Here is a 24,189-nt window from a genome sequence, read left to right as displayed (position 1 = left end):
GAACATGAGCGTGATCGGAAAGATGCTGACCCTGCTGCGCGGCAGCGCACGGGAACTGGGTGAGAGCGTGGTCGATGCCAACGCGACACGCATCTACGAGCAGGAAATCATCGACGCCCGCAATGCCATCCTGAAGGCAAAGAGCGAACTGACCGGTGTCATGGCCAAGGAAATGCAAAGCGCCCGCGAGATCGAGCGCATCCGCGCGGAAGCCCTGCGGCTGGAAGACCTGGCGCTAGAAGCCCTCGGCAAGGGCAAGGAGGCACTGGCCGAAGAGGTCGCCGTAAAGATTGCAGAAACCGAGCAGCAACTCGAAGAGCAATCGCGCGTGCATGCCGACTACGCCTTGCAGGTTGGCAAACTTAAAGACCTGATCAAGAGCGCCGAAGCCAAGGTCCGCGAGCACGAACGCGAAGTCGCCATCGCCCGCACCACCGAGAGTGTCTACAAGGCCACGCGTTCGATCTCCGACAACATCGGGGCGAGTGGCTCGAAGCTGCTCAATGCGCGTGAGTCGCTCGACCGCATCAAGCGCCGGCATGAAGAGCTGGCCGACCGCATGGCGGCGGCAGAATCGCTGGACAAGGAAACCGGCACCCGGGCGCTGGAAATCAAGCTGGCCGAAGCAGGCATTGGCGGCGACGCCGAGCGTGCGCGCCGGGTGATGGAGCGCATCCGCGCACGCAAGACCGACGCTGAAGGCCAATGAGCGCCGTCAAGCCGCCACGCTGGCAAGGCTCGGATGAAGCCATCCGGGCCGTACAGGTGGCTTTCGATGTCGAGGCCACCGTACTGGAGGCGGTGCGCCGCGCGGCATTCGAAGGCAACCTGTCCACCTCGGACCAGATCCGCAAGGTTCTTGGTCTGCAGGTCAATCACCGCCCCAAGCGTCCGCGCCTGACCGTCTCGCTGACCCAGGCCGACTACAACGCCCTGGCGCAGCGCTTTGGCCTGGATGCAAATGACCGCCTGGCGATCAAGGAGCGGGTCACGCGCGAACTGATCCAGTTCGCCGAAGGCCTGGCACGGCCCTGAACCCCGCCGCATATTGCGGCATCCGACGCACGAGGGAGCGTTCATGAGCAGTTTCGCCGCAGTCGCCTTTGCCTACCCGACCGCGATCTACAGCACCTTGCTCGGTATCGTACTGTGTTACTGGCTCCTGGCGATGTTCGGTCTGGTCGACTTCGAACATGGCGGCCTCGAACTCGACGGCGATGTAGGCGACATTGGCACCCTTGCCAGCTACCTGGTGGCCTTTGGGCTGGGCGGGGTACCGTTTTCGGTCGTCGTCAGTCTGCTGACCCTGATCGCCTGGACCTTATGCAGCCTGGCCGCACTGTGGCTGCTGCCACTGGTACCCACGGTCCCGCTTCGTCTCGCCGCCGGCACCGCGGTACTGCTTGGCGCCTTTGCCCTGGCGCTGCCGATTGCAGCCCGCGCGGTACGCCCAATGCGCCGCCTCTTCGTCACTCACGGCGCCACCACCAACGCCGAACTCGTCGGCCAACGCTGCCGCATCCTGACCAACAGCGTCGACGAACGCTTCGGCCGTGCCGAGGTGGATAGCCGTGGCAGCACGTACAACATCCGTGTGGTTGCGGACACACCCAACACCCTCACCCGCGGCGCCAGCGCCATCGTCATCGACTACGACCCCGCCAATGCGCGCTACCGCGTGCAGGCTGCGGACTGAACACAACATCACGCATCACCATCGACCCGCCGGCACCACCGGCAATGACCTGAAGGGGATTACATGGAACCCATCCTGATTGCCGTCGGCATCCTGGCCTTCCTGCTGTTCGGCTTGTTCGCGATGTTCGCCAAGTTCTACAAGAAGGTGGAACAGGGTTACGCGATGATCGTCAATACCTTGCGCAGCGAACCGGAGGTGACCTTCACCGGGCGCATGGTGTACCCCATCATCCACAAGGCCGAGATGATGGATATTGCCCTCAAGACGGTGGAAATCGACCGCACGGGCAATGAGGGGCTGATCTGCCAGGACAACATCCGGGCCGACATCAAGGTCAAGTTCTTCGTGCGGGTCAACAAGACTGCCGAAGACGTGCTCAAGGTGGCGCAGGGTATCGGCTGCGAGCGGGCATCCAACCACGAGACGCTTGAAGAGCTGTTCTCGGCCAAGTTCTCAGAGGCGCTCAAGACCGTCGGCAAGGCGATGGATTTCGTCGAGCTCTACCAGGCGCGCGACCGTTTCCGCGACGAGATCATCCGCCAGATCGGCGACGACCTTTCTGGCTACGTGCTCGAAGACGCGGCGATCGACTACCTCGAACAGACGCCGCTGTCGCGGCTTGATCCCAGCAACATCCTCGACGCCCAGGGGATCAAGAAGATCACCGAGCTGACGGCCACCGAAAGCGTGCGCACCAACGAGTTGCGCCGCAACGAGGAAATGCAGATCAAGAAGAAGGACGTCGAGACCCGCGAAACCCTGCTGGAGCTCGAACGTCAGCAAGCCGACGCAGAAGCCCGTCAGCAGCGCGAGATTGCCTCGGTCCGGGCGCGCGAAGAGGCCGAAACGGCCCGCATCCGCGCCGAGGAACACACCAAGGCCGAACTGGCCCGGCTGCAGGCCGAGCAGTCCATCACCGTGCAGCAGGAAAACGTGCAACGGGAACGCGAAGTGGCCGAAAACAACCGCAAGCGTGCGGTTGCCATCGAGGAAGAAAAGGTCACCCGCGCCCGCGAACTCGAAATCGTCGATCGCGAGAAGGAAGTCACCCTGCAACAGATCGACAAGGAACGCGCCGTCGAAGTGCAGAAGAAGGCGATTGCCGACGTCATCCGCGAACGCATCGTGGTCGAACGTACCGTGGCCGAACAGGAAGAAGCCATCAAGGAACTGCGTGTGGTCGCCGATGCTGATCGCACCAAGAAATCCACCGTCATCCTTGCCGAAGGTCAGGCCGAGGAAAAGATGATCATGGAGGTCAAGGCCGCCGAAGCACAGGAACGCCGCGCCCGTCACCGTGCCGCAGAAGAGCTCACCCTGGCCGAAGCACGGCTGAAGGTCTCGGAAAAGGAAGCAGAGGCCAAGAAGCGTGAAGCCGAAGGCATCGAGGCAATCACCGCCGCCCCAGGCCTGGCCGAAGCAAAAGTGCTGCTGGTCAGTGCCGACGCCAAGGAAAAACAAGGCCTGGTCGACGCCAAGGTCAAGATCGCCGAAGCCGAAGCCGTGACCAAGTACGGCCATGCCGAGGCCGACGCCCTTCAGGCACGCATGGAAGCCGAGGCACTGGGCAAGGAAAAGCTGGGCCTGGCCGACGTCCAGGTTCGCTCCGCCGATGCCGACGCCACCGTGAAGGCCGGCCGCGCCGAAGCGGAAGTCATCGCGGCCCGCTTCCAGGCCGAAGCACGTGGCCTGGCGGAAAAGTTCGAAGCCATGAAGGCCATGAGCGAGGAGACCCGGGCGCACGAGGAGTTCCGCATGCGTCTCGAGAACGCCCACATCGAGACCCTGAAAGCCATCGACGCACAGACGGGTATCGCCCGCGAACAAGCCGACGTGCTGGGCACCGCACTGGCCAATGCACGCATCGACATCGTTGGTGGCCAGGGCGACTACTTCGAGCGCTTCGTCAATGCGCTCTCGGTCGGCAAGGGCATCGACGGCGCCATTGCCAAGAGCAACACCCTTCAGATTGGTCTCAAGGATCATCTCGACGGTCAGCGCGATATGGTCGGTGACCTGCGCGGCATCATCGGCGCCCTGGGCAGCTCTGCTGGTGAGTTGCAGAACCTTTCGGTTGCCGCCCTGCTGGGCAAGGTCATGCGCGACGGCGACGACACCCAGCGCGCCGCCTTGAATACCCTGCTCGACAGCCTGCGCAAATCCTGATCGAACAGTGGGCGGGACATCGTGCCCGCCCCCGTGCCGCGCCCGGCCAACTGAACCCCACGGAAACCCATGTCCGACAAGACTTCCACCCCGCCTGACGCCACCGAAGCCCTGGTCGCAGACAGCGGTAGCTACGAGCTGCTGAAACGGCGGCTGGCCGAACAGGGGGCCAGCCTGCAGGGCAAGATCCGTGCGCTCAATGACGCGAGGATTGCTGAGTTTGGTCGCGCCGAACAGCAACTGCTGCTACGCACCCGCGCGCGCACCGAAAACAACTGCAACGCGCGCGACATTGTTCGTATCGGCGAACACCTGCTGTTTGGCTTCAACGTCTTCATCGGGCTGCGCAAGGAAACCGCAGTCAGCGATGTGTTTGCGCTCTACCGCCTGTCCGAACAGGACGGGGCCGACGAACTCGAAGCCCTCCCGCTGGCCGGCAGTTTTCTGGACGACCCACGGTTCGTCGCCGACTTTCGCGAACTGTACGCCTATTACAAGCAAGCCAGCCTGATCCAGCTGCGGGTGCACCAGCACAAACTGCTTGCAGCCTTCCAGATCGGCCAGCAACTGCACGACCTGCGGGTATTCCGCTGGGCGGTGGAAAACGACGGCACGATTCACTACATCGACAACCGCGGCGAGCGCGACATTGCGCTGCCACCGACGCACGACTTTGAGTGGACGGTGGCCTCGCGGGCAGATCACATTGGTGGCAAGCACCCTCACATCAATATTCTCGACACCATTTTCGTCGAGACCGTCGGCGGCGACCTGACCGTCAAGATCGAGAACAACACCGAGTCGGGGCTGGGCATCTACAGCGAACCGGTGGAAGATCGCAATCAGGCGCTGGCCGATGCCGACATCGCCTTTGCCCGCCTGGGTTCGCTGATCCTGCTGCGGATACGCCCCTATCGCGAAAAGGATGAGCGCTACCTGGTCTATAACACCCGGGTGCAGAAAGTCGTTCGCATCGACGCCATCGGCCGCTCCTGCATGCAGCTGCCGGAAGACCACGGCATCATCTTCCCGGGTGGCTATTACCTTCAGTCAGGCGAATACAAGCGCTTCGACATGCCTGCCGAGATGGTCGGTGAATTGCGCTTCAAGCGCATGCTGCGAGCCCCCAATGGCGAAGACGTGCTCTACGTGTTCTACCGCCCGGGCGTTGGCCACTATGCGCTGTTCTCCTACAACCTGATCGAAAAAACGCTCGGCACCCCCATCGTCTGCAACGGCTATGCCCGCTTCGAGGATGGGCGGATGCTGGTCTTCCAGGCGGAAGACAACGAGCCCACGCGCAACCATCCGATGCAGCTGTGGCAGACCCCCTTTGCCAGCGACGAACATGCAGCCACCCGGGTTGCACAAGGTTTCTTCGGCCGTATCGGCAATGCCGAGTTGGTCAGGGGTATCTCCGAACTGTCGTCCATCGCCCGCGCGGTCAGCGAGCAGGCCCCCACCCGCAGCGCCTACGAAGAAATCATTCGCCAATGCGGGCGAGTCGCTGACAGCTATTTCTGGCTGGACGCCACCGAAGCCGTCGGTCTGGCGGCCGACGTCAAGGCCATTGCCGACGGTGCGCGCAGCACGCTGGACGAGTTTGAAAAGGTCGAAAGCATCCGTCGCGACACCGCCCGCGCACTGGCCGACGCCCAAGCCCAGCAGCGTGCGCTGCTCACCGATATTGCCAGCATGCTATGGCAGCAGCCAGACGATTTCGTCCAGGCCCTGGGCCGCCTGCGCGAACAGCGTGGCCGGCTGCAGATGCTCAAGGCCCTGCGCTATGCCGACCTGCCGCAGATTGCGGAAATGGACGACGAGGCCGCTGCCGCACAGACCAGTGTCGGCGAACGCGCGCTGCGCTTTCTCGCCGACGAGCACGCCTTCGACCGCCATCACCGCGACATTGCCCGGCTGAGCGCCGCACTGCCAAACGCCACCACCAGCGAGGACATTGCCGCCCTGCTCGGCGAACTAGACCAGACCGCGGCCGGGCTCGACTTATTGACCGAGCAGCTTGGCAACCTGCCTGGCGGCGACGCCGTGGTACGCACCCGCATCCTCGACGGCATCTCCTCGGTGTATGCCGAAATCAACCGTCTGCGTGCCGAAGGCCGCAACCGCAGACGTTCCCTTGGCGCAACCGAGGCCGCAGCCGAGTTCGGTGCCCAGTTCAAACTGTTCGGACAAGCCGTCGAAAATGCGCTCGAACTGGCCGACACCCCGGAGAAGTGCGACGAAGCACTGACCCGCCTGCTCGCACAACTCGAAGAACTCGAAGGCCGCTTTGCCGACCATGATGCTTTTCTCGCCGACATCGCAAGCAAGCGCGAAGCGGTGTACGAAGCCGTGTCGGCACGACGTCAGAGCCTGCTCGACGCCCGTCAGCGGCGCAGCCAGGCGCTGACCGAAGCCGCCGGCCGTATTGTCGACGGCATCGCGCGCCGCGTGGCCCAGTTGCGTGAAATCGAACAGGTCCATAGCTACTTTGCCGCCGATGCGCTGATCACCAAGCTGCGCAAACAGATCGCCGACCTACGCGCAATCGGCGCCGCAGTGGCAGCCGACGATCTGGATACCCGGCTGCGCACTGCGCACGACCAGGCCATCCGCGCAGTACGGGACCGACGCGAACTGGTGGCCGAAGACGGCAACACCTTGCGTTTCGGCCGCCATGCCTTCACCGTCAACCGTCAGGTACTCGACCTGACCCTGCTGCCGCGCAATGGCGAGATGTGGTTCCACCTGACCGGCACCGACTACTACGCCCCGGTTGCCGACGATCGCCTGGCCGCCTTGCGCCCCTGGTGGGACAGCCCCCTGCCCTCGGAGAGCGATCAGCTTTATCGCGGCGAATATCTCGCCGCCAGCGTGCTCGAGGCAATCGAACACAATCGTGGTCCGCTGAGCTGGCAGGCGCTGCAGACCTGCTGCGCCGAGGGTCCGGACGGCCTGCCCCAATTGCTCGAAGCCCTGAGGCGCTTCGCCGCCGACCGCTATCACGAGGGCTACCAGAAAGGCGTACACGACCAGGATGCCGCCCGTCTGCTGCAAGCCCTGGCCAGCATGCAAGCCGACGCCGGGTTGCTGGTCTACGGCCCGGAGGCGCGCGCCCTCGCCCTGCTCCACTGGTCCCACCAGGCCTTCGACAGCGAACGCGAATCGCTGCTGCGCCGGGCACGTGCGGCCACACGCATGGTCGAGCTGTTCGACGCGGCTGACAGCCTGGCACAGCTCGAGCGCGAGACGACCGAAGCGCTGAGCCGTTTTGCGCCAAAGTTTGGCTTCCACGCCAAAGGCGACACGGCGGGCCAGGTCGCCACCGAAGGGGCACGCTATCTGGTTCGCCAGTTGGCCGTGCCACGTGGCGGTGAAGCCTGGGTCATCTCCGGCGCCGGTGCCGACCTGGCCGATGACCTGCTCCGCCGGCTTGAACAACGGGGCGAGCTGGCCGACTGGCAGCGCGACCTGGCCGCCGCACCGCCGGAAGAACGCTGGCAGCTGGCACGCGCCTGGGTCTCCGCGTTCTGCCACGGGCAGACTGCCGCCACCGCCTGGATTGCCGATGCGGCCACCCGCATCGCACTCGATATCGAGCGCGTGCGCGTCAACGCCGACCTCGACCGCCGTGTCGACGGTCTGCTGGGCGAACATCCCCTCATCGTCGATGGCGCCCTGCAACTGAACCTCAACGAGCTGCGACTGCGCTACCTGCAGCACCGCGAACAGTTCGTGCCAGCCTTCGAGCAGTTGCAGGCGCTGCGCCTCGAGATTGTGGCCAACGAGAAAAAGCGCCTGCAACTCGACCAGTTCCAGGCCAAGCCACTGTCGTCCTTCGTCCGCAACCGGCTGATCGACGAGGTCTACCTGCCCATCGTCGGCGACAATCTGTCGAAACAGATCGGCACCGCGGGTGAAGGCAGCCGCAGCGACCGCATGGGCCTGCTGCTGCTGATCTCACCGCCAGGCTACGGCAAGACCACCTTGATGGAGTACATTGCCGACCGCCTGGGCATGATCTTCGTCCGCATCAACTGCCCGGCGCTCGGTCACGACATCACCGCACTCGACCCCGCCAGCGCCAGCCACAGCGCAGCGCGGCAGGAATTGCTCAAGCTCAATCTCGGCTTGGCAATGGGCAACAATGTCATGCTCTACCTGGACGACATCCAGCACACCAACCCCGAGTTCCTGCAGAAGTTCATCGCCCTGGCCGATGGCACACGACGGATCGAAGCAGTCGTCAATGGCGAACCTGTCACCTGCGACCTGCGCGGCAAACGTTTCGCTGTCGTCATGGCCGGCAACCCCTACACTGAATCCGGCGACGTCTTCAAGATTCCGGACATGCTCGCCAACCGCGCCGACATCTACAACCTGGGCGATGTGCTGTCAGGACGGGAAGCCTTGTTCGGCCTGTCCTACATCGAGAACTGCCTCACCGCCAATCCCGTGCTGCAACCGCTCGCATCGCGCGACCCCAAGGATGTGCACCTGCTGGTACGCATGGCCGAAGGCGAAGAGGTCGCCGCCAGCACGTTCAGTCACGGCTACAGCGGCGCGGAACTCAACGAACTCACCGCGCTGCTGCGACGCTTGTTCCGCGCCCGCGACCTGCTGCTCAAGGTCAACCTGGCCTACATCGAATCCGCCGCCCAGCAAGATGCCTACCGTACCGAGCCGCCGTTCAAACTGCAGGGCAGCTACCGCAACATGACCAAGCTGGCCGGACGTATCAACGCCTCGATGCGCGACGCCGAACTCGACGCCCTGCTGCGCGACCACTATCGGGGCGAGGCCCAGACCCTGACGACCGGTGCCGAAGAGAACCTGCTGAAGCTCTCTGCCCTGCTGGGCAGCCAGACCGAGGACGAGTCCGCACGCTGGCAGGCCATCCGCGAAGAGTTCATCCGCCGACGCAAACTGGGTGGCGACGAAGCCGACGGCAGCACACGGATCGCAGCCACCTTGCTGGACATTGCCCGCGCGGTCGACAACCTGAACGCCACCCTGCCCAGTGGGGCTGCGGTGCGCGCTGGCCTCGACGCGATGTCAGCCAGCCTGGACAAGCTGCAGCCCCGCATCGAAGTCGGCGCCCCTGACACCAGCGGCTTTACTGCGGCGCTACGCGAGATGCAGGAAGTCTACGACAAGGTACTGACCCCGCTGGTCACCGCTACTTACCGCAAGATGCGCATGGATCACGCCATGTGGGAAGACATGAAGCGTATTGGCAACCTGCTGCAGCGCATGGAAGGCCACCTCCCGGGCAAGGAGCCGGCAAGCCGATGAGCGCGACCCGGCCTCCTGCGAGCCCCCCGCTGCAGCCCGTGCCTGGGCAGCCCTTGCTGGCCTGTGCAAGCGTGCTCGACCCCGCTGCAGCTCAGGCCCTGTTCGATGTCCTGCTTGCCGAAACGCCATGGACCGAAGGCCATTACATCGCAGCGGGGCGGCGCTTTGCCCTGCCCCGGCTGCAGTGCTGGTTCGCTGATGCAGGGGTGGAATACCGCTACGCGCAGCAACTGCTCAATTCGCACGCGTGGACGCCTCGGCTGCAGGCGCTGCGTTCCAGCGTGGAGGCATGCTGCGGAGTCTCCTTCAATGCGGTGCTCGCCAACCTGTATCGTGACGGCGACGACCATGTCAGCTGGCACGCCGACGACGAGGACGACCTCGGCCCCGCGCCGCACATCGCCTCTCTGAGCCTGGGTGCCACCCGGTCTTTTCATTGGCGACCGAAACCCGGAACGCCAGGCGACGCCGGCCGCCTGCCACTCCCACCCGGCCTGTTGCTACTCATGCGCGCGCCGTTTCAGCAGCACTGGGAGCATGCCATCCCCACCTCCCCCTCAGTTTCCGGCGCACGCCTGAATCTGACCTTCCGTCAAGTCATCCCCACCGCCCGCGTCTGAGCAATCATCCCCTGCGGCAAAGCGCACAAGCCGCAGCACATTGCCGGCTATCCGACAGCCCCGCGGCAGTCATCGCCTTGCCAGCCCCACGGCCAGCCTGCCCATCCGGTGCAGAACCCATGTGGACCAAAGCTTGCAATGCCCTTGCCATCTTGCGCACGACTTTCCAGGGGACACACCATGCTTGAAACGGCAATCATCGGCGGCGGTCTGTGCGGGCTGGCACTGGCCAATCTGCTGCACGGCGCCAAGCGCGACTTCGCACTCTTCGAGGCTCGTGAGCGGCTGGGCGGGCGCATCCACTGTACTGAAGACGGTCATGATCTGGGCCCCACCTGGTACTGGCCCGGATTGCAGCCACGCATCACCCGGCTGGTGGAGGACCTTGGCCTGAAGAGCTCGCCGCAGTGGTCGGACGGCAAGCACCTGCTGCAGCAAGAGGCCGGTGGTGAGCCGACATCGTTCGAGCAGGCCGATGTCCATGGCGGTGCCCGCCGCATCGACGGCGGCATGCGCATGCTGGTGGGCGCCCTCGCATCGCGCCTTCCCAGTGCCCGGCTTCACCTCGAGCATGCTCTGGTCGAGGTGCGCGATCGTGGCACGCATGTCGAATTGCGCTTTGCCGAGCCCCATGGCGAACACATCGTTGCCGCACGCCAGATCGTGCTGGCCATGCCACCACGCCTGGTCGAGGAAAAGATCGCCTTCACCCCCACGTTGCCCGCCACCACCCGCCAGGCCATGCGCAACTGCCCCACCTGGATGGCGGGCCAGGCCAAGCTCATCTCACGCCATCCGCAGGCCTTCTGGCGCGGCAAGGGGCTGTCAGGCACGGCCACCACCCAGCACACCCAATCGGTGCTGGCCGAAACCTGGGATGCCGCCAACGAAAGTTCGCAAGCTGCACTGGGCGCCTTCCTGATCCTCACCCCGGCGCAGCGCGACGCCTTCCGCGACGGTCTGGACATGATTGCCGCCAGCCAACTGGTGCAGCTATTCGGCGCCGAGGCTGCCAATGGCGAGCGCGACTATCATGACTGGGCCAAAGAGCCGCACACCTGTAGCCGTCTGGATCTGACCCCCTCGCTGTCGTACTCGAACTACGGCAGCGAAGTCCTGCGCGACCCGGCCTGGAATGGACGACTGCATTTTGGCGGCACTGAAACTGCCGTATATGGCGGTGGCTACCTGGAGGGCGCGCTCGAATCCGCTGCCTGGATCCGTCGCGGGCTGGCGCAGCAGCGGACGGCCGTCGCCTGATTACGGAGCCTGATCCGACCCGAACAGATCGATCTGCACCGGCTCGTCAGCCTCGGCTTCGGCAAAACGCACGCCCACGCCCAGCAGCCGCACCGGTTTGCCGCGGCGGGCGTGGCCTTCGTCCAGCAACTGCTGCCAGACGAATTCGTCGGGAGCACTCGACACGCATTCGACGGTTGTCTGGGTAAAGTCGGCAAACTTGATCTTGACGACGGCCTTGTGCACCGGACGCGCTTCACGGGCACGCTCGAAACGCCGCCGGAACTCGCCAATCAACGCCGGCAGGGCTGCCCGGCAGGCGGCAAGGTCGGGAAGATCGGTCACGTAGGTCGTCTCTACCGACAAGGACTTGCGTGTGCGGTCCGGCTTGACCTCACGCGTATCGATGCCGCGGCACAGCCGATGGAGTGCGGCGCCAAAGCTGCCGAACTCACGGGTCAGGTCGGCCAGACTCCATGAACGCAGGTCTCCACAGGTGTTGGCACCCAGCTTTTGCAGGCGCGCAGCGGTCACCTTGCCGACACCAAACAGCTTCTTCACCGGCAAGGCCGCCACGAAGGCATCGACATCCTGCGGCCTGACGACGAACTGCCCGTTGGGCTTGTTCCAGTCGCTGGCAACCTTGGCGATGAACTTGTTGGGGGCGATACCGGCCGAGGCGGTGATACCGACTTCCGCGTGAATGCGCGCACGGATTTCCTCGGCCATCAGGCTGGCCGACCCCTTGCAGCGCGCCACCCCCGTAACGTCGAGGTAGGCCTCGTCAAGCGACAAAGGCTCGACCAGCGGTGTGTAGTCGGTGTAGATGGCCAGGATCTGGCGCGAGGCCGCGCGATACCGCTCGAAATCCGGTGGCAGCAACACCAGTTGCGGACACAGCTTCATCGCCCGCGCGGTCGACATTGCCGAATGCACACCAAAGGCACGCGCCTCGTAATTGCAGGTGGCGATCACGCCGCGGGTCTCGGCACGCCCACCCACCGCCACTGGCCTGCCACGCAGACTCGGGTCGTCGCGCATCTCGACCGCAGCGTAAAAACAGTCGCAATCGCAATGGATGATCTTGCGCTGGGCGCTCATCGACTCAGCAATCCAGGCTTCATGAACACAGGCCCGCAGCAAGCTTCAACTTGCTGGCGGGCCTGATCCGGGGGTACAGACTCCGGGTGCCACCTGAACGGCGGCATCGGAACGACGGCCTTATTCGAACTCTCTCGCGCGCTTGATGCGACGCTGGCGCACGCCTTCTGCCAGGGTGTCGAGCACACCAACACTATCCTCCCAGCCAATGCAGGCATCGGTGATGCTCATGCCGTACTCAAGTGTGCAGCCCGGTTTCAAGTCCTGGCGGCCTTCCTTGAGGTGGGACTCGACCATCACCCCGATGATGCGCTCCTCGCCCTCGGCCATCTGTGCCGCGACATCGGCTGCAACTTCGATCTGCAGACGATGCTGCTTGCGGCTGTTGGCGTGGGAGAAGTCGACCATGACCTTGGCCGGCACGCCGCCTGCAGCCAGATCCTTGCAGGCGGCATCCACACTGGCGGCGTCGTAGTTGGGCGCCTTGCCACCCCGCAGGATGGCGTGGCAATCCTCGTTGCCACGGGTGGAGACGATGGCCGAATGCCCCGCCTTGGTCACGCTCAGGAAATGGTGCGGGGCCTGCGCGGCCTTGATCGCATCGACCGCGATCCGTACATTGCCATCGGTACCGTTCTTGAACCCGACCGGGCACGACAGACCGGAAGCAAGCTCGCGGTGCACCTGGCTTTCGGTGGTACGCGCGCCAATCGCCCCCCAGGCGATCAGATCGGCAATGTACTGAGGCGTGATCATGTCCAGGAACTCGGTGCCAGCCGGCAGCCCGATCTCGTTCACCTCCCACAGCAGCTTGCGGGCAAGACGGACCCCTTCGTTGATGGCATAGCTGCCGTCCAGATGGGGGTCGTTGATCAGCCCCTTCCAGCCTACCGTGGTGCGCGGCTTCTCGAAGTACACCCGCATCACCACCAGCAGGTCGTTCTTCAGTCGATCGGCCTCGGCCTTGAGCTTGTGCGCATACTCGATGGCAGCCACCGGGTCGTGAATGGAACAGGGCCCGATCACCACCAGCAAGCGGTCGTCCGCACCATACAGGATGCGGTGGATTGCCTGCCGGGCCTCAAAAGCGACTTCTGCGGCCTTCGGCGTGGCGGGAAACTCGCGCAGCACGTGGGCGGGCGGCACCAGCTCCTTGATTTCCGAGATGCGGACGTCGTCGATATGAATCTTCACTGAGGCGGACATGGCAAAACTCTGGCTTCGGACGTGGAAAAGCATTCGATTCTAGCCGAACTGCCAGCAAAGCACCGTATTTGCATGACGCTCCACCACGATGAAGGCGATGGCACCCGCCAAATGGTCAAGAACCGATCAGTGAATCATCGGTCACAGGACCATCCCGACGATGCCGGGGCGCGTCACAAGCGAAAAAAATGCATCTGCCTTGTCAGGATTCTTCATTCAGCGCCGACTAAGCGTCATGGCCTCCAACAAAAGGACGCCATCCGGTACAAGTACGGTCGCCCCACTCCAACCCTGAACAACCCCGTCTGCTCCACCAGGATAAAATTGTCATGTTGATCAAGCGCCCAGCCGATATTCCCGCGTCCGAAATCACCCCGCGCGATCTTTTCGATGATCGCCGCCGCTTCCTGCAACAGGCCGGCGCCAGCCTGATTGCCGGCGCAGCGCTGTGGCATGGTGTACCGGACAACGCCCGGGCTGCGGCGACCAGGCTATCACCGCTGGCCTCCTCCCCTTTCAGCACGACCGAATCACAAACAGCCTACAAGTCGGTGACGACCTACAACAACTTCTACGAGTTCGGCACCGACAAGGAAGACCCTGCACGCAATGCAGACAAGATGGCCGTGCGACCGTGGACCGTTCGTGTCGAAGGACTGGCCGGCAAGCCGCGCACCTTCGACATCGACGACCTGCTCAAGCTTGCCCCGCTGGAAGAACGCATCTACCGCCTGCGCTGCGTCGAGGCCTGGTCGATGGTGGTCCCGTGGGTCGGATTTCCGCTCTCGGCACTGCTCAAGCAGGTTGATCCGCTGGGCAGCGCAAAATATGTCGAGTTCGTCACTCACTACGACGCCAGCATCATGACCCGTCGCCAGATCCTGAACTGGCCCTACACCGAGGGTTTGCGTCTGGATGAGGCCATGCATCCACTGACGATACTGGCCGTCGGTCTTTACGGCGAGGTGCTGCCGAATCAGAATGGTGCCCCGGTCCGGCTGGTGGTGCCCTGGAAGTATGGCTTCAAGAGCGCAAAGTCCATCGTCGCGATTCGCCTGCACGAGAAACAACCGGCAACCGCATGGAATCAATCAGCGCCGCAGGAATACGGCTTTTACTCCAACGTCAATCCCGAGGTCGACCATCCGCGCTGGAGCCAGGCCAGTGAGCGCCGCATCGGCGAGCTGCGCAAGCGGCCAACCCTGATGTTCAATGGCTACGCCGAGCAGGTTGCCAGCCTGTACCAGGGCATGGACCTGCGCAAACACTACTGAACGAGTCACGATGTCACGAGCACTGCAGCACCCGAGCGCCGATCAGATCGGCGCAATCAAGGCCTTCGTCTTCTTTCTGTGCATGCTGCCTGCGGCGCAACTGATACTGGGTTGGCGGGCAGACAGCCTGGGTGCCAATCCTGTGGAAACCATCACCCACGCCACTGGCGCATGGACACTGCGCCTGCTGCTGATCACACTGGCCGTGACACCCCTGCGCCGATACACCGGCCTGCACTGGCTGGTCCGGCTGCGTCGCATGCTGGGGCTGTTTGCCTTTGCCTATGGCATGGCGCATTTCGGCATCTACCTGTGGCTGGACCACTTCTTCGACTGGCAGGCAATTGCCAACGACATCCTGAAGCGACCCTACATCACCGTCGGCTTTGCTGCCCTGATGCTGATGGTGCCGCTGGCGCTCACCTCGAACGCGGCGGCCATCAAGCGCATGGGCGGACGCCGCTGGCAGGCCCTGCATCGCTCGGTCTATGCGATTGCGGTGTTCGGTGTGCTGCACTACTGGTGGCTGGTCAAGGCCGACATTCTCCAGCCCTTGATCTACAGCGCCGTACTTGCAGTGCTGCTAGGCCTGCGCGCCTGGTGGCGCGAGCTGGAACGCCGCCGGCAACTGGCTGCCCCGCCCCCGGTCGCGCCATCGCTCAAGGGCAAGGTGATCCGTATCGTGCCGAAATAAGGCTGACAGCGGCGAGCCAGACAGGCAGGAGGGCAGCCCGGATGGACGGCCCTCCTGTTCATGCGACATCCGGAACGCTCAATCCTGCTTTGGCCGGATCGCGTGTTTCGGTCGCCAGGCCTTGATCACCGTCTCGTCGGTCTCGATGTACGGACCACCGATCAGGTCGATGCAATACGGCGTTGCGGCAAAGATGCCGACATGCACCACGCTGCCATCGGCGGCCCGCACCCCCTCCAGGGTTTCCTTGATCGACTTCGGCTGCCCTGGCAGATTGATGATCAGGCAGTTGCCGCGGATGACTGCAACCTGACGCGACAGGATGGCGGTCGGGACGAAGTTCAGGCTGATGCGGCGCATCTCTTCACCGTAGCCGGGCATTTCCTTGTCGCCAACGGCAAGGGTGGCCTCCGGCGTCACATCGCGAGGAGCCGGGCCCGTTCCCCCGGTGGTCAGGATCAGGTGGCAACCCGCCACATCAGCCAGCTCGATCAGGGTCGCCTCGATCCGTGCCCGCTCATCGGGAATCAATCGGGTCTCTGCCGTCCATGGCGAGGTCAGCGCCCGACCCAACCAGTCCTTGAGGGCAGGAATGCCCTGATCCTCGTAGCGGCCGTCGGATGCACGGTCGCTGATCGACACCAGGCCGATCTTGATGTGTTCACTCATGAATGCTCCGGTCTGTTGCTGTCATCGTTATCCTGCTCACCCGCATCATCAGCCGCGGCATCTGCTGCATCCAGATCACGCAACACCTTGAAGATCTCGCGGAAGGCCTTGGGCGGGCGGCTTTGCTCGCGCTCCTTGATGGCATTGCGTCTCAGCGTGCGCAGATGCTGCAGATCCACCTGCGGCCATCGCTCGACGATGGTCTCGATCACCTTTTCGTCCTCGATCAGATCGACGCGCAGTTTTTCCAGGCGGTGCTGGCGCGCAATCTCGGCCGAAGACAGGCCACGGAAGACATCGAGCTGGGCCTGAATGGGTTCGGGATCGACAGTGCGCATCAGCTTGCCGATGTACTGCATCTGGCGGCGCAGGGCTTCATCCTTGCGGGTGAAGCGCTGCGCCTCGCGGATCGCGAGGAAGAGCGAATCGGGCAAGGGCACTTTCTTGAGTTGATCGGTAGACAGCGCAACAAGCTCGGCCCCAAGGTCCTGCAGTGCCTGCATGGCACGCTTGCGGCTGGATTTACTGGGCGGCTCGTCGAAGCTGTCGTCTTCGAACTCCGGGTCGTGATAACGGGATGAATCGCGGTGAGAGGCCATCGTAAGGCAAGCATCGGGCGGGAACGGGTTAAGATTATAGCCTTTGCCAACCCGGTCTCCTGCCCATGTCCGCTTCCGGCTTCTCCTTCTCCCAGGCGCACCTGCGCGAAATCGCCACCGACATCCTCAAATACGCCAGAAAAGGCGGGGCCTCCGCCTGCGAAACCGATGTCTCGGAAGGCTTCGGCCAATCCGTCGGCGTCCGCAAGGGCGAGGTCGAAACCATCGAATACAACCGCGACAAGGGTATCGGCATCACCGTCTACATCGGTCAGCAGCGCGGCCATGCGAGCACCTCGGATTTCTCCAAGGCGGCACTCAAATCCACCGTCGAAGCGGCGCTGTCGATCGCCCGCTTCACCGCCCCCGACCCCTGCGCCGGCCTAGCCGACAAGGCACTGATGGCGCATGATGCCCCCGACCTGGACAACTTCCACCCCTGGGACATCAGCGTTGAAGGCGCCATCGAGCTCGCCCGTCGCTGCGAGGAGGCGGCCTACGCGGTCAGCCCCCGGATCACCAACTCCGAGGGCGGCAACGTCTCGATCCAGCAATCCCACTTCGTTTCCGCCAACAGCCAGGGCTTCATTGGCGGTTACGCCAGCACCCGGCACGGCCTGTCCTGCTCGGTGATTGCCGGCGAGGGTGACGCCATGCAGCGCGAGTACTGGTACGACTCCCGCCGCGACGCCGCTGACCTGATGAGTGCAGAAGACGTCGGTCGTATTGCGGGTGAGCGCGCCCTCGCCCGTCTTGGCGCCAAAAAAATCCGCACCTGCCAGGTTCCGGTGATTTTCGAGGCCCCACTGGCCCTGACCCTGGTCGGCAATTTCGTCCAGGCCGTCAGCGGAGGCTCGCTATACCGCAAGTCCAGCTTCCTGCTCGACAGCCTGGGCCAGCAGATCTTCTCGCCGGTGGTCAGCATCGCCGAGCGCCCACATCTGAAGAAAGCCTTCGGCACCAGCTACTTCGACAGCGACGGCGTCGCCACCCGTGATCGCGAAGTCGTCATCGACGGTGTGCTGCAGGGCTATTTCCTTTCTACCTACTCGGCACGCAAACTCGGCATGCAGACCACCGGCAATGCAGGTGGCTCGCACAACCTGCGGGTCAAGGCCGGTACCGACGATCTCGACGCACTGATCCGAAAGATGGACAAGGGCCTGCTCGTCACCGAGCTACTCGGGCACGGCGTCAACTATGTCACCGGCGACTACTCACGCGGCGCAGCCGGCTTCTGGGTGGAAAAGGGCAAGATCAAGCACGCCGTCGAGGAAGTCACCATCGCCGGCAACCTGCGCGACATGTTCCGCAACATCGTCGCCATCGGCAACGACGACCTGCCACGCGGAGCCAAGCACTGCGGCTCGATTCTGATCGAGCAGATGAAGGTCGCGGGCCGCTGACCGACGTCCGATCAAGCCAGCGACATGGAAAATCTTGGCTCAAACTTGCACGAAAGGATAATATCCGCGCAAACGACAAGGGCATGGTAAGGGTGGATGAGCCTGGACCACAGCATAGAACTGCAGGGACGTATTCGCCTGCTGGCGGTTTCGGGCATCCTGATCACCGGGCTGCTGGTGGCGATCGCCACCGCCTTTCCGCTGTACCGCCACTCGGCCGAAATCACCACCTTGTCGCTGCAGGCCAATGCTGCGAGCCAGGCACGCACGGTTGCCCAGTACTTTGACCGCACCACCGAACTCGCCCGTCAGATTGCCAGCCGCAGCGCAATCCGGGACAAGCTCGATGAATACAATCACTGGCAGGTCAGCCTCTCGGAGCTGGTGTCCTTCTCCGCACCGCGTCTGCGCGAGGCGCTTGATCAGGCCGGCGGGATTGCCGGCTTCGTCCGTTATGACTGCGAGAACGATCCAGTGCTGGAACTGGGCCTGCCCGTTCCGCCCAGCCTTGTCCACTTGCCGTCGCATGAAGAGAACAAGCTGACGATCTCGGGCCCTTACATCATCGATGGCATCACCGCGATACTGGTGGCAGCCCCCATCCTGTCCCGCAATGGGGATCGGGTCGGTACCGACCTGATCGCATTCGAATTCAAGCCCCTGGCTGACATGCTGTGGGCAGATGCACCCAACAGCCAGCGCTTGCGCCAGTTATTGTTCAATCGCACGGAGGGCAGGCTGCTTGAATTGGGCCGCGACACCCGTCCAGACCGGCAGCTTGCAAGTTCGGCGGAGGAATACCAGCGACTGATCACCAGTGGTGCCCCTGGCGCAGGCATCACGCATGTCAGTGGAGATGGGACATGGGGCGAAGTGCTGGTCCATGCGCCGACGCCCGGCTTTCCTGGCTGGGTGGTCGCCTTCCTGAAGCCGGCCAGCGAGTTCACCCTGCCCATCCTCCTGCGGCTGGGCAGCCCACTGCTGGTAATCGCGTTATTGGTCGTTGCCGGCGCATGGGCCACGGCCAGGGCAATCCGCCCGCTGGCCGAGCGTGTGCTGGCACAGTCCCGCCAGTTGTCGGCCTATTCGGAAAGCATGGCACTGGCCGCCTCGGTGTTCGAGGGCAGTCCCCAGGCCGTACTGATACTCGATGCCGAACGCCGGATACTCGAGGCCAACGAGGCCTGCCACGAAATCACCGGCTTTTCGCTGGCTGCACTGCGTAACCACACGCTGGACGAAACCTTGTGGATTGCCTGCCCCCCCGGCACCGATCGTGGCGCGCTCTGGCGCAGCGTATTGGACGACGGTGAGTGGCAAGGTGAAACCCTGCTCTCCACCCGAAGTGGGGCGACTTTCCCGGCCTGGCTCGGCATCAGCGTGGTCAACAACCCCGCCCATAAGGAGCATCGCCACATCATTGTGATGTTCTCCGACATCAGCGACAAGAAAGAGGCAGAGAACCGCATCCGGCACCTCGCCCATCACGATGCCCTGACCCAGCTGCCGAATCGCAGCCTGCTGGCCGACCGGCTGGAACACGCGCTGGAAAGAGCCAATCGCAATCACCTCAAGCTGGCGTTGCTATTCATCGACCTCGACCGCTTCAAGCACGTGAACGACAGCCTGGGGCACCCGATGGGTGACCGCCTGCTGCAGGTAGTGGCACAGCGCCTTGTTGCTGTCGTACGCGAGGAGGATACGCTGGCCCGCCAGGGCGGCGACGAGTTCGTCGTGCTGCTGGAAGCCATCGACGAGCCTGATGACGCCGCACGGGTGGCGGTCAAGCTGCTTGCCACACTCGAGTCTCCGGTCACACTCGACACACACGAGATCTTTGTCGGCGCCAGCATCGGCATCAGTCTGTACCCGGACGACGGCAGGGATGCCGAATCCCTGCTGCGGTTCGCCGACTCGGCAATGTATGAGGCCAAGGAAGCCGGACGCAGCACCTACCGTTTCTACACCGCAGAGCAGACGCGCATCAGCCGGGAGCGTTTCGAGCTCGAAAGCGGGCTGCGGCGCGCCATCGAACGCAAGGAGCTCCAGCTGTACTACCAGCCGCAGGCCAATTGCCGGGGCAGCAATCTGACCGGGGTGGAGGCGCTGGTACGCTGGCTGCACCCGGAGCGCGGCCTGATTCCGCCCGACCGCTTCATCCCGCTGGCCGAGGACATCGGCCTGATCGGCGCACTGGGCGACTGGGTGCTGAATGAGGCCTGCCGTCAGGCGCGCGAGTGGGAGCTCGCTGGCGCCCCACTACGTGTCGCGGTCAATCTGTCTGCGCAGCAGGTCTCGCAAGGTCAGCTGTTCGAAACGGTCAGCACCGCACTGACGCGATCCGGGGTCAGCCCGGGCCTGCTCGAACTGGAGATCACCGAAGGGCATGTCTTGAAGCGGGTCGAGCAATGCATCGAGGTGCTGCACCGGGTCAAGTCACTCGGCGTCACCCTGGCAATCGATGATTTTGGCATCGGCTACTCATCCTTGAGCTACCTCAAGCGTCTGCCAGTCGACCGGCTAAAGATCGACCGCAGCTTTGTCGAAGGCCTGCCTGGCGATGCCGACGACGACGCCATTGTTGCCACGATTCTGGCAATGGCGCAGAACCTTGGTCTGGAAGTCATTGCCGAGGGCGTCGAGACTGCCGAGCAGCTCGCCCATCTGGCCGCAACCCACTGCCAGGAGTACCAAGGCTATCTGCTCGGCCGACCCATGCCGGCAAACGAGCTTGAACGCTGGCGTGATGCCCACTCCGCGCGACCGACGGCCTGACAACCCGCCGCCCGGTACGGCCCCGACAAAAAACGCGCTTGATGCGCTGTCAGCGAGCCCGCAGTGCGTTGAGCAAGACCTGCCCGGCACGGCCATCAACGCCCATGCCCAACTCCGCCTGCACCACCTTGATCGCCTCCCGGGTGCGTGCGCCTATCATGCCATCCGCCTCACCAATATCATGCCCGGCCGCAAGCAGGTGCTGCTGCAACTCGCGACGCTCGGCACGCGACAGACCCGGATCATCGGTCGGCCACGGCGTTGCAAAAGCCGCCGCACCGCGCAGGCGGTCTGCCAGATGGGCAATGGCCAGCGCGTAGCTTTCGGCCGCGTTGTAGCCATAGATGACGTCAAAGTTGCGGCTGACCAGAAAGGCCGGCCCCGTCACCCCCGCCGGCAGCAACAACCCATGTTCCGGTCCGCTGGAGGGCAAGGCACCGCCACCGATACGGCGTACCCCGCGGGCAGACCAGTCTGCCAGCCCGCGCTTGTTGCGCCGCCCGGCCAGCCCCGCATCAAAGCCCGCAGGCAAGGCCACTTCGAAGCCCCAGCCCTCATCGCTGCGCCAGCCACCACGACGCAGGAAGTTGGCGGTAGAGGCCAGCGCATCGGGAATGCTGTCGACCAGGTCACGCCGGCCATCGCCATCGAAGTCGACCGCCAGCCGCATGAAGGTCGAAGGCATGAACTGGGTGTGTCCAAAAGCCCCGGCCCATGATCCCGTCAGACGCTCGGGCGCGACATGTCCCTCCTCGATGATCTTCAGCGTAGTGAAGAACTCACCCCTAAAGAAGGCCTGTCGGCGCCCGAAACACGACAGGGTGCCCAGCGAGGTCAGCAAGGGCCGGCTGCCAAAGTTGCGGCCGTAGTTACTCTCCACCCCCCAGACAGCCACGACAGTGGCCGGATCCACGCCATAACGGGTCTCGACCTCGCGCAGCACATCCTGCCACTGCGCCAGCATGGCGCGGCCGTCGGCAATGCGCTCCTCGTCCACCAGCGCTGCCAGATAATCCCAGATCGGTGTCCGGAACTCGGGCTGGGCATCGAGAAAACCGATCACTGCCATGTCGGGCTCCAGCCGGGCTGCATGCGCGTCGAAGGTCGCATGCGACACCCCACGCTGCGGCGCCTCCGCACGCAAGCCGCGCAGACAATCGGTAAAGGCCGGATCGGACTGGGCCTGGGCCAGCGGCAGGACCGACAAGGCGGACAGGAGCGTCAGCCCGCGCAACAGGGTGTGGTGAGGTACGGTATTCATGGCCGCCATTTTACGCTGCTGGCACCGCAACGCGGCGGTGCCCCCGTAAAAGCGTGTTTCGAGCTACGATCACCGCAACGCAACACACCCCTCTGACATGGACCTCATCACCGACATCATCCTGCGCGCCGGTCGATCGGCAGTGGAGCTCTCGCTTTTCGTGCTGCTCCCCATCATGGTGGTGATGCTGTCGCTGATGCGCCTGCTCGAAGCCCGTGGCGTGCTCGACTGGGTCGTGGCCCGTCTGGCGCCCGTACTGCGACCCGCCGGACTGACAGGACTCGGCGTCTTCGCCGCACTACAGATCAACTTCGTCAGCTTCGCTGCGCCAGTGGCCACGCTGACGATGATGGAAAGCCGCGGCGCCTCCGATCGCCATCTTGCCGCCACGCTGGCCATGGTCATGGCCATGGCGCAGGCCAATGTCACATTTCCGATGGCCGCGATGGGCCTGGCCTTTGGACCCACGCTGCTGCTGTCGGTCGTCGGCGGGCTGGCCGCAGCAGCCGTCACCTATCACCTGTTCGGCCGCCACCTGTCGGCACAGGAATCGACGATGGACGAAACCCTGCACCACCGTATCGCCGACGATGCCAAGGGCGTGCTGGATGTCATCAACCGCGCGGGAGCCGAAGCCTTCAAGATTGCCGTGGGTGCCATTCCGATGCTGCTGCTGGCGCTGGTTGCGGTGATGATCCTGCGCCTGACCGGCGCCATCGACCTGCTGACCGCAGTGCTTGCCCCCGGCATGCTGGCGGTGGGGCTCGATCCCAACCTGATCCTGCCCACGCTCACCAAGTACATTGCCGGTGGCACCGCCTACATGGGCGTAATGGACGAGATGCTGAAGAACGGCACCGCAACCGTCGCCTCGCTCAACGCCAGTGGCGGCTTCCTGATCCACCCCCTGGATGTCGCCGGTGTGGCCGTGCTGATTTCCGCCGGCCGCCGTGTCGCCCAGGTCTGGAAGCCGGCAGCGCTGGGCGCGCTGGTTGGCATCGCCATCCGAACCGTCGGTCATGGTCTGCTTTGATCGTTTGCCGGCCCCCAATACCAGGAGATGCGCTGATGCTATCTGCCCTTACCCTGCTGCTCGTCTATCAACTGATCGGTGAAGTCACCGTCCGTGCGCTGGGTCTGCCGGTTCCGGGCCCGGTCATCGGCATGGCACTGCTGTTCCTTACCCTGATGGTACGTGGCGGTCCGAGCGACACCCTGCGCGGCACGGCGAGTACGCTGTTGCAGCACCTGTCGCTGTTATTCGTACCGGCCGGCACCGGTATCGTGCTGTATGGCGATCGCTTGGGCGCCGAATGGCTGCCACTGACGGCAGCACTGATCGGCTCGACCTTTCTTGCCATCGCCGTCAGTGCCCTGCTGCTGAAGGCGCTGAGCGGGCGCAGCACGCAAGCGGAGCCACGCCAGTGAGCGGCGACTTCACCGAAATCTGGGTCTATCTGTCGACCTCGCCCTTGCTCGGACTGACCCTGACGCTGCTCGCCTACCAGGCTGCCTGCTGGATCCACAAACGCCTTGGCGGCCACCCGCTTGCCAATCCGGTATTGATCTCGGTCGCCCTGCTCGCTGCCATCCTGCTGCTGACCGACACCCCATACGCCACCTACTTCGATGGTGCTCAGTTCGTTCACTTCCTGCTTGGCCCTGCGACCGTCGCATTGGCCATCCCACTGTATGCCCAATGGCCCCGGCTCAAGGCGATGGCCGGGCCACTGCTGGCCAGTCTGATCGCCGGTTCGTTGACCGCTGCGCTGTCTGCCTACGCCATTGGTGCCATGCTTGGCGCCAGCCGGGAGTCCTTGATATCGCTTGCACCGAAGAGCGTCACCACCCCCATTGCCATGGGTGTTGCGGAGCGACTGGGCGGTCTGCCATCGCTGACGGCGGTGCTGGTCATCATCACCGGCATCCTTGGCGCAGTAGGTGCCCGCTATCTCTACCAGTGGCTCAGGATCGAGGACCATGCAGTACGCGGTTTCGCCATCGGCATCGCCTCTCACGGCATCGGGACGGCCCGCGCCTTTCAGGTCAGCGAACAGGCGGGCGCCTTTGCGGCGCTGGCGATGGGGCTGAACGGACTGCTGACTGCCGTGTCTCTTCCCTGGATCCTGCCCTGGATCGAAACCCTGTTTGCTCACTGAACCGACATTCCGTACAACAAGGACCT

Annotated in this window: 19 protein-coding genes; 14 read left to right on the top strand and 5 right to left on the bottom strand. The window is 63.9% G+C overall.

Annotated features, from left to right (window positions below; all coding sequences use genetic code 11):
- The first annotated feature begins 4 nt into the window (after nt 1-4).
- From DNK49_RS08945 to DNK49_RS08915, 7 genes are all read left to right on the top strand, one after another.
- Entirely contained in the window at nt 5-709 is a 705-nt protein-coding gene (locus tag DNK49_RS08945) for a PspA/IM30 family protein (RefSeq protein ID WP_110524005.1), read from the top strand.
- Complete coding sequence (locus DNK49_RS08940) at nt 706-1,035, top strand: hypothetical protein (protein ID WP_110524004.1); 330 nt, start codon at nt 706-708, stop codon at nt 1,033-1,035. Before DNK49_RS08945 ends, DNK49_RS08940 begins: the two co-directional genes overlap by 4 nt.
- Before the next feature lie 43 nt (nt 1,036-1,078).
- Entirely contained in the window at nt 1,079-1,696 is a 618-nt protein-coding gene (locus DNK49_RS08935) for a ubiquinone biosynthesis protein (protein WP_110524003.1), read from the top strand.
- A 63-nt stretch (nt 1,697-1,759) separates the two neighbouring features.
- Nucleotides 1,760-3,865 carry a hypothetical protein gene (locus tag DNK49_RS08930; RefSeq protein WP_110524002.1) on the top strand — a complete coding sequence of 702 codons (2,106 nt, stop codon included), beginning with the start codon at nt 1,760-1,762 and terminating at the stop codon, nt 3,863-3,865.
- Between the two features lie 69 nt (nt 3,866-3,934).
- Nucleotides 3,935-9,160: a DNA repair ATPase gene (locus DNK49_RS08925; RefSeq protein ID WP_110524001.1), complete on the top strand. Its 5,226-nt coding sequence runs from the start codon at nt 3,935-3,937 to the stop codon at nt 9,158-9,160.
- Entirely contained in the window at nt 9,157-9,780 is a 624-nt protein-coding gene (locus DNK49_RS08920; protein ID WP_110524000.1) for an alpha-ketoglutarate-dependent dioxygenase AlkB family protein, read from the top strand. The genes DNK49_RS08925 and DNK49_RS08920 overlap by 4 nt, the downstream gene beginning before the upstream one ends.
- A gap of 180 nt (nt 9,781-9,960) precedes the next feature.
- Entirely contained in the window at nt 9,961-11,040 is a 1,080-nt protein-coding gene (locus tag DNK49_RS08915) for a flavin monoamine oxidase family protein (protein ID WP_110523999.1), read from the top strand.
- Here the strand turns inward: DNK49_RS08915 and dinB are convergent, their stop codons facing one another.
- Together dinB and aroG are read right to left on the bottom strand one after the other, a co-directional pair.
- Complete coding sequence (gene dinB, locus DNK49_RS08910) at nt 11,041-12,120, bottom strand: DNA polymerase IV (protein ID WP_110523998.1); 1,080 nt, start codon at nt 12,118-12,120, stop codon at nt 11,041-11,043.
- Between the two features lie 120 nt (nt 12,121-12,240).
- On the bottom strand, nt 12,241-13,326 hold the full coding sequence (gene aroG, locus DNK49_RS08905) for a 3-deoxy-7-phosphoheptulonate synthase AroG (protein ID WP_110524206.1): 1,086 nt from the start codon (nt 13,324-13,326) through the stop codon (nt 12,241-12,243).
- A gap of 329 nt (nt 13,327-13,655) precedes the next feature.
- Here aroG and msrP point away from each other — a divergent pair, with 329 nt between their 5' ends.
- Nucleotides 13,656-14,600: a protein-methionine-sulfoxide reductase catalytic subunit MsrP gene (gene msrP / locus DNK49_RS08900; protein WP_110523997.1), complete on the top strand. Its 945-nt coding sequence runs from the start codon at nt 13,656-13,658 to the stop codon at nt 14,598-14,600.
- A 10-nt stretch (nt 14,601-14,610) separates the two neighbouring features.
- Entirely contained in the window at nt 14,611-15,294 is a 684-nt protein-coding gene (locus DNK49_RS08895) for a protein-methionine-sulfoxide reductase heme-binding subunit MsrQ (protein ID WP_110523996.1), read from the top strand.
- Between the two features lie 78 nt (nt 15,295-15,372).
- On the opposite strand, the gene mog is transcribed toward DNK49_RS08895, so the two are convergent.
- Together mog and yjgA are read right to left on the bottom strand one after the other, a co-directional pair.
- Nucleotides 15,373-15,963, bottom strand: coding sequence for a molybdopterin adenylyltransferase (mog, locus tag DNK49_RS08890; protein ID WP_110523995.1), 591 nt, complete (start codon nt 15,961-15,963; stop codon nt 15,373-15,375).
- A complete protein-coding gene (gene yjgA / locus DNK49_RS08885) occupies nt 15,960-16,562 on the bottom strand; it encodes a ribosome biogenesis factor YjgA (protein WP_110523994.1) in 603 nt (200 codons plus the stop codon). Before yjgA ends, mog begins: the two co-directional genes overlap by 4 nt.
- A gap of 65 nt (nt 16,563-16,627) precedes the next feature.
- On the opposite strand from yjgA, the gene pmbA reads away from it, so the two are divergent.
- A complete protein-coding gene (pmbA, locus tag DNK49_RS08880) occupies nt 16,628-17,968 on the top strand; it encodes a metalloprotease PmbA (protein WP_110523993.1) in 1,341 nt (446 codons plus the stop codon).
- A 96-nt stretch (nt 17,969-18,064) separates the two neighbouring features.
- A complete protein-coding gene (locus DNK49_RS08875) occupies nt 18,065-20,743 on the top strand; it encodes a bifunctional diguanylate cyclase/phosphodiesterase (protein ID WP_110523992.1) in 2,679 nt (892 codons plus the stop codon).
- Between the two features lie 49 nt (nt 20,744-20,792).
- On the opposite strand, the gene DNK49_RS08870 is transcribed toward DNK49_RS08875, so the two are convergent.
- Nucleotides 20,793-22,004: a lytic murein transglycosylase gene (locus DNK49_RS08870; RefSeq protein ID WP_110524205.1), complete on the bottom strand. Its 1,212-nt coding sequence runs from the start codon at nt 22,002-22,004 to the stop codon at nt 20,793-20,795.
- 97 nt (nt 22,005-22,101) lie between these two features.
- On the opposite strand from DNK49_RS08870, the gene DNK49_RS08865 reads away from it, so the two are divergent.
- The 3 genes from DNK49_RS08865 to DNK49_RS08855 are packed head-to-tail and all read left to right on the top strand — an operon-like array spanning nt 22,102 to nt 24,163.
- Nucleotides 22,102-23,037 (top strand): nucleoside recognition family protein, encoded by a 936-nt coding sequence (locus DNK49_RS08865; RefSeq protein WP_110523991.1) that lies wholly within the window; start codon nt 22,102-22,104, stop codon nt 23,035-23,037.
- A gap of 35 nt (nt 23,038-23,072) precedes the next feature.
- Nucleotides 23,073-23,432 carry a CidA/LrgA family protein gene (locus DNK49_RS08860; RefSeq protein WP_110523990.1) on the top strand — a complete coding sequence of 120 codons (360 nt, stop codon included), beginning with the start codon at nt 23,073-23,075 and terminating at the stop codon, nt 23,430-23,432.
- Entirely contained in the window at nt 23,429-24,163 is a 735-nt protein-coding gene (locus DNK49_RS08855; RefSeq protein ID WP_110523989.1) for an LrgB family protein, read from the top strand. Before DNK49_RS08860 ends, DNK49_RS08855 begins: the two co-directional genes overlap by 4 nt.
- Nucleotides 24,164-24,189 lie beyond the last annotated feature (26 nt).

The organism is Parazoarcus communis SWub3 = DSM 12120, assembly GCF_003226565.1.
Classification (GTDB): domain Bacteria; phylum Pseudomonadota; class Gammaproteobacteria; order Burkholderiales; family Rhodocyclaceae; genus Parazoarcus; species Parazoarcus communis.
Note: the sequence above shows the minus strand (reverse complement) of the source record. Positions and strands in the feature narration are given on the sequence as shown.

Excerpts from the sequence above, each read along its gene's own strand:
- DNK49_RS08935 (WP_110524003.1), top strand. The coding sequence starts at position 1,079 with ATGAGCAGTTTCGCCGCAGTCGCCTTTGCCTACCCGACCGCGATCTAC.
- DNK49_RS08895 (WP_110523996.1), top strand. The coding sequence starts at position 14,611 with ATGTCACGAGCACTGCAGCACCCGAGCGCCGATCAGATCGGCGCAATC.
- msrP (WP_110523997.1), top strand. The coding sequence starts at position 13,656 with ATGTTGATCAAGCGCCCAGCCGATATTCCCGCGTCCGAAATCACCCCG.
- pmbA (WP_110523993.1), top strand. The coding sequence starts at position 16,628 with ATGTCCGCTTCCGGCTTCTCCTTCTCCCAGGCGCACCTGCGCGAAATC.
- DNK49_RS08875 (WP_110523992.1), top strand. The coding sequence starts at position 18,065 with ATGAGCCTGGACCACAGCATAGAACTGCAGGGACGTATTCGCCTGCTG.
- DNK49_RS08920 (WP_110524000.1), top strand. The coding sequence starts at position 9,157 with ATGAGCGCGACCCGGCCTCCTGCGAGCCCCCCGCTGCAGCCCGTGCCT.
- DNK49_RS08915 (WP_110523999.1), top strand. The coding sequence starts at position 9,961 with ATGCTTGAAACGGCAATCATCGGCGGCGGTCTGTGCGGGCTGGCACTG.
- aroG (WP_110524206.1), bottom strand. The coding sequence starts at position 13,326 with ATGTCCGCCTCAGTGAAGATTCATATCGACGACGTCCGCATCTCGGAA.
- DNK49_RS08930 (WP_110524002.1), top strand. The coding sequence starts at position 1,760 with ATGGAACCCATCCTGATTGCCGTCGGCATCCTGGCCTTCCTGCTGTTC.
- DNK49_RS08865 (WP_110523991.1), top strand. The coding sequence starts at position 22,102 with ATGGACCTCATCACCGACATCATCCTGCGCGCCGGTCGATCGGCAGTG.
- DNK49_RS08940 (WP_110524004.1), top strand. The coding sequence starts at position 706 with ATGAGCGCCGTCAAGCCGCCACGCTGGCAAGGCTCGGATGAAGCCATC.
- DNK49_RS08870 (WP_110524205.1), bottom strand. The coding sequence starts at position 22,004 with ATGAATACCGTACCTCACCACACCCTGTTGCGCGGGCTGACGCTCCTG.
- DNK49_RS08860 (WP_110523990.1), top strand. The coding sequence starts at position 23,073 with ATGCTATCTGCCCTTACCCTGCTGCTCGTCTATCAACTGATCGGTGAA.
- yjgA (WP_110523994.1), bottom strand. The coding sequence starts at position 16,562 with ATGGCCTCTCACCGCGATTCATCCCGTTATCACGACCCGGAGTTCGAA.
- mog (WP_110523995.1), bottom strand. The coding sequence starts at position 15,963 with ATGAGTGAACACATCAAGATCGGCCTGGTGTCGATCAGCGACCGTGCA.
- DNK49_RS08925 (WP_110524001.1), top strand. The coding sequence starts at position 3,935 with ATGTCCGACAAGACTTCCACCCCGCCTGACGCCACCGAAGCCCTGGTC.
- DNK49_RS08945 (WP_110524005.1), top strand. The coding sequence starts at position 5 with ATGAGCGTGATCGGAAAGATGCTGACCCTGCTGCGCGGCAGCGCACGG.
- dinB (WP_110523998.1), bottom strand. The coding sequence starts at position 12,120 with ATGAGCGCCCAGCGCAAGATCATCCATTGCGATTGCGACTGTTTTTAC.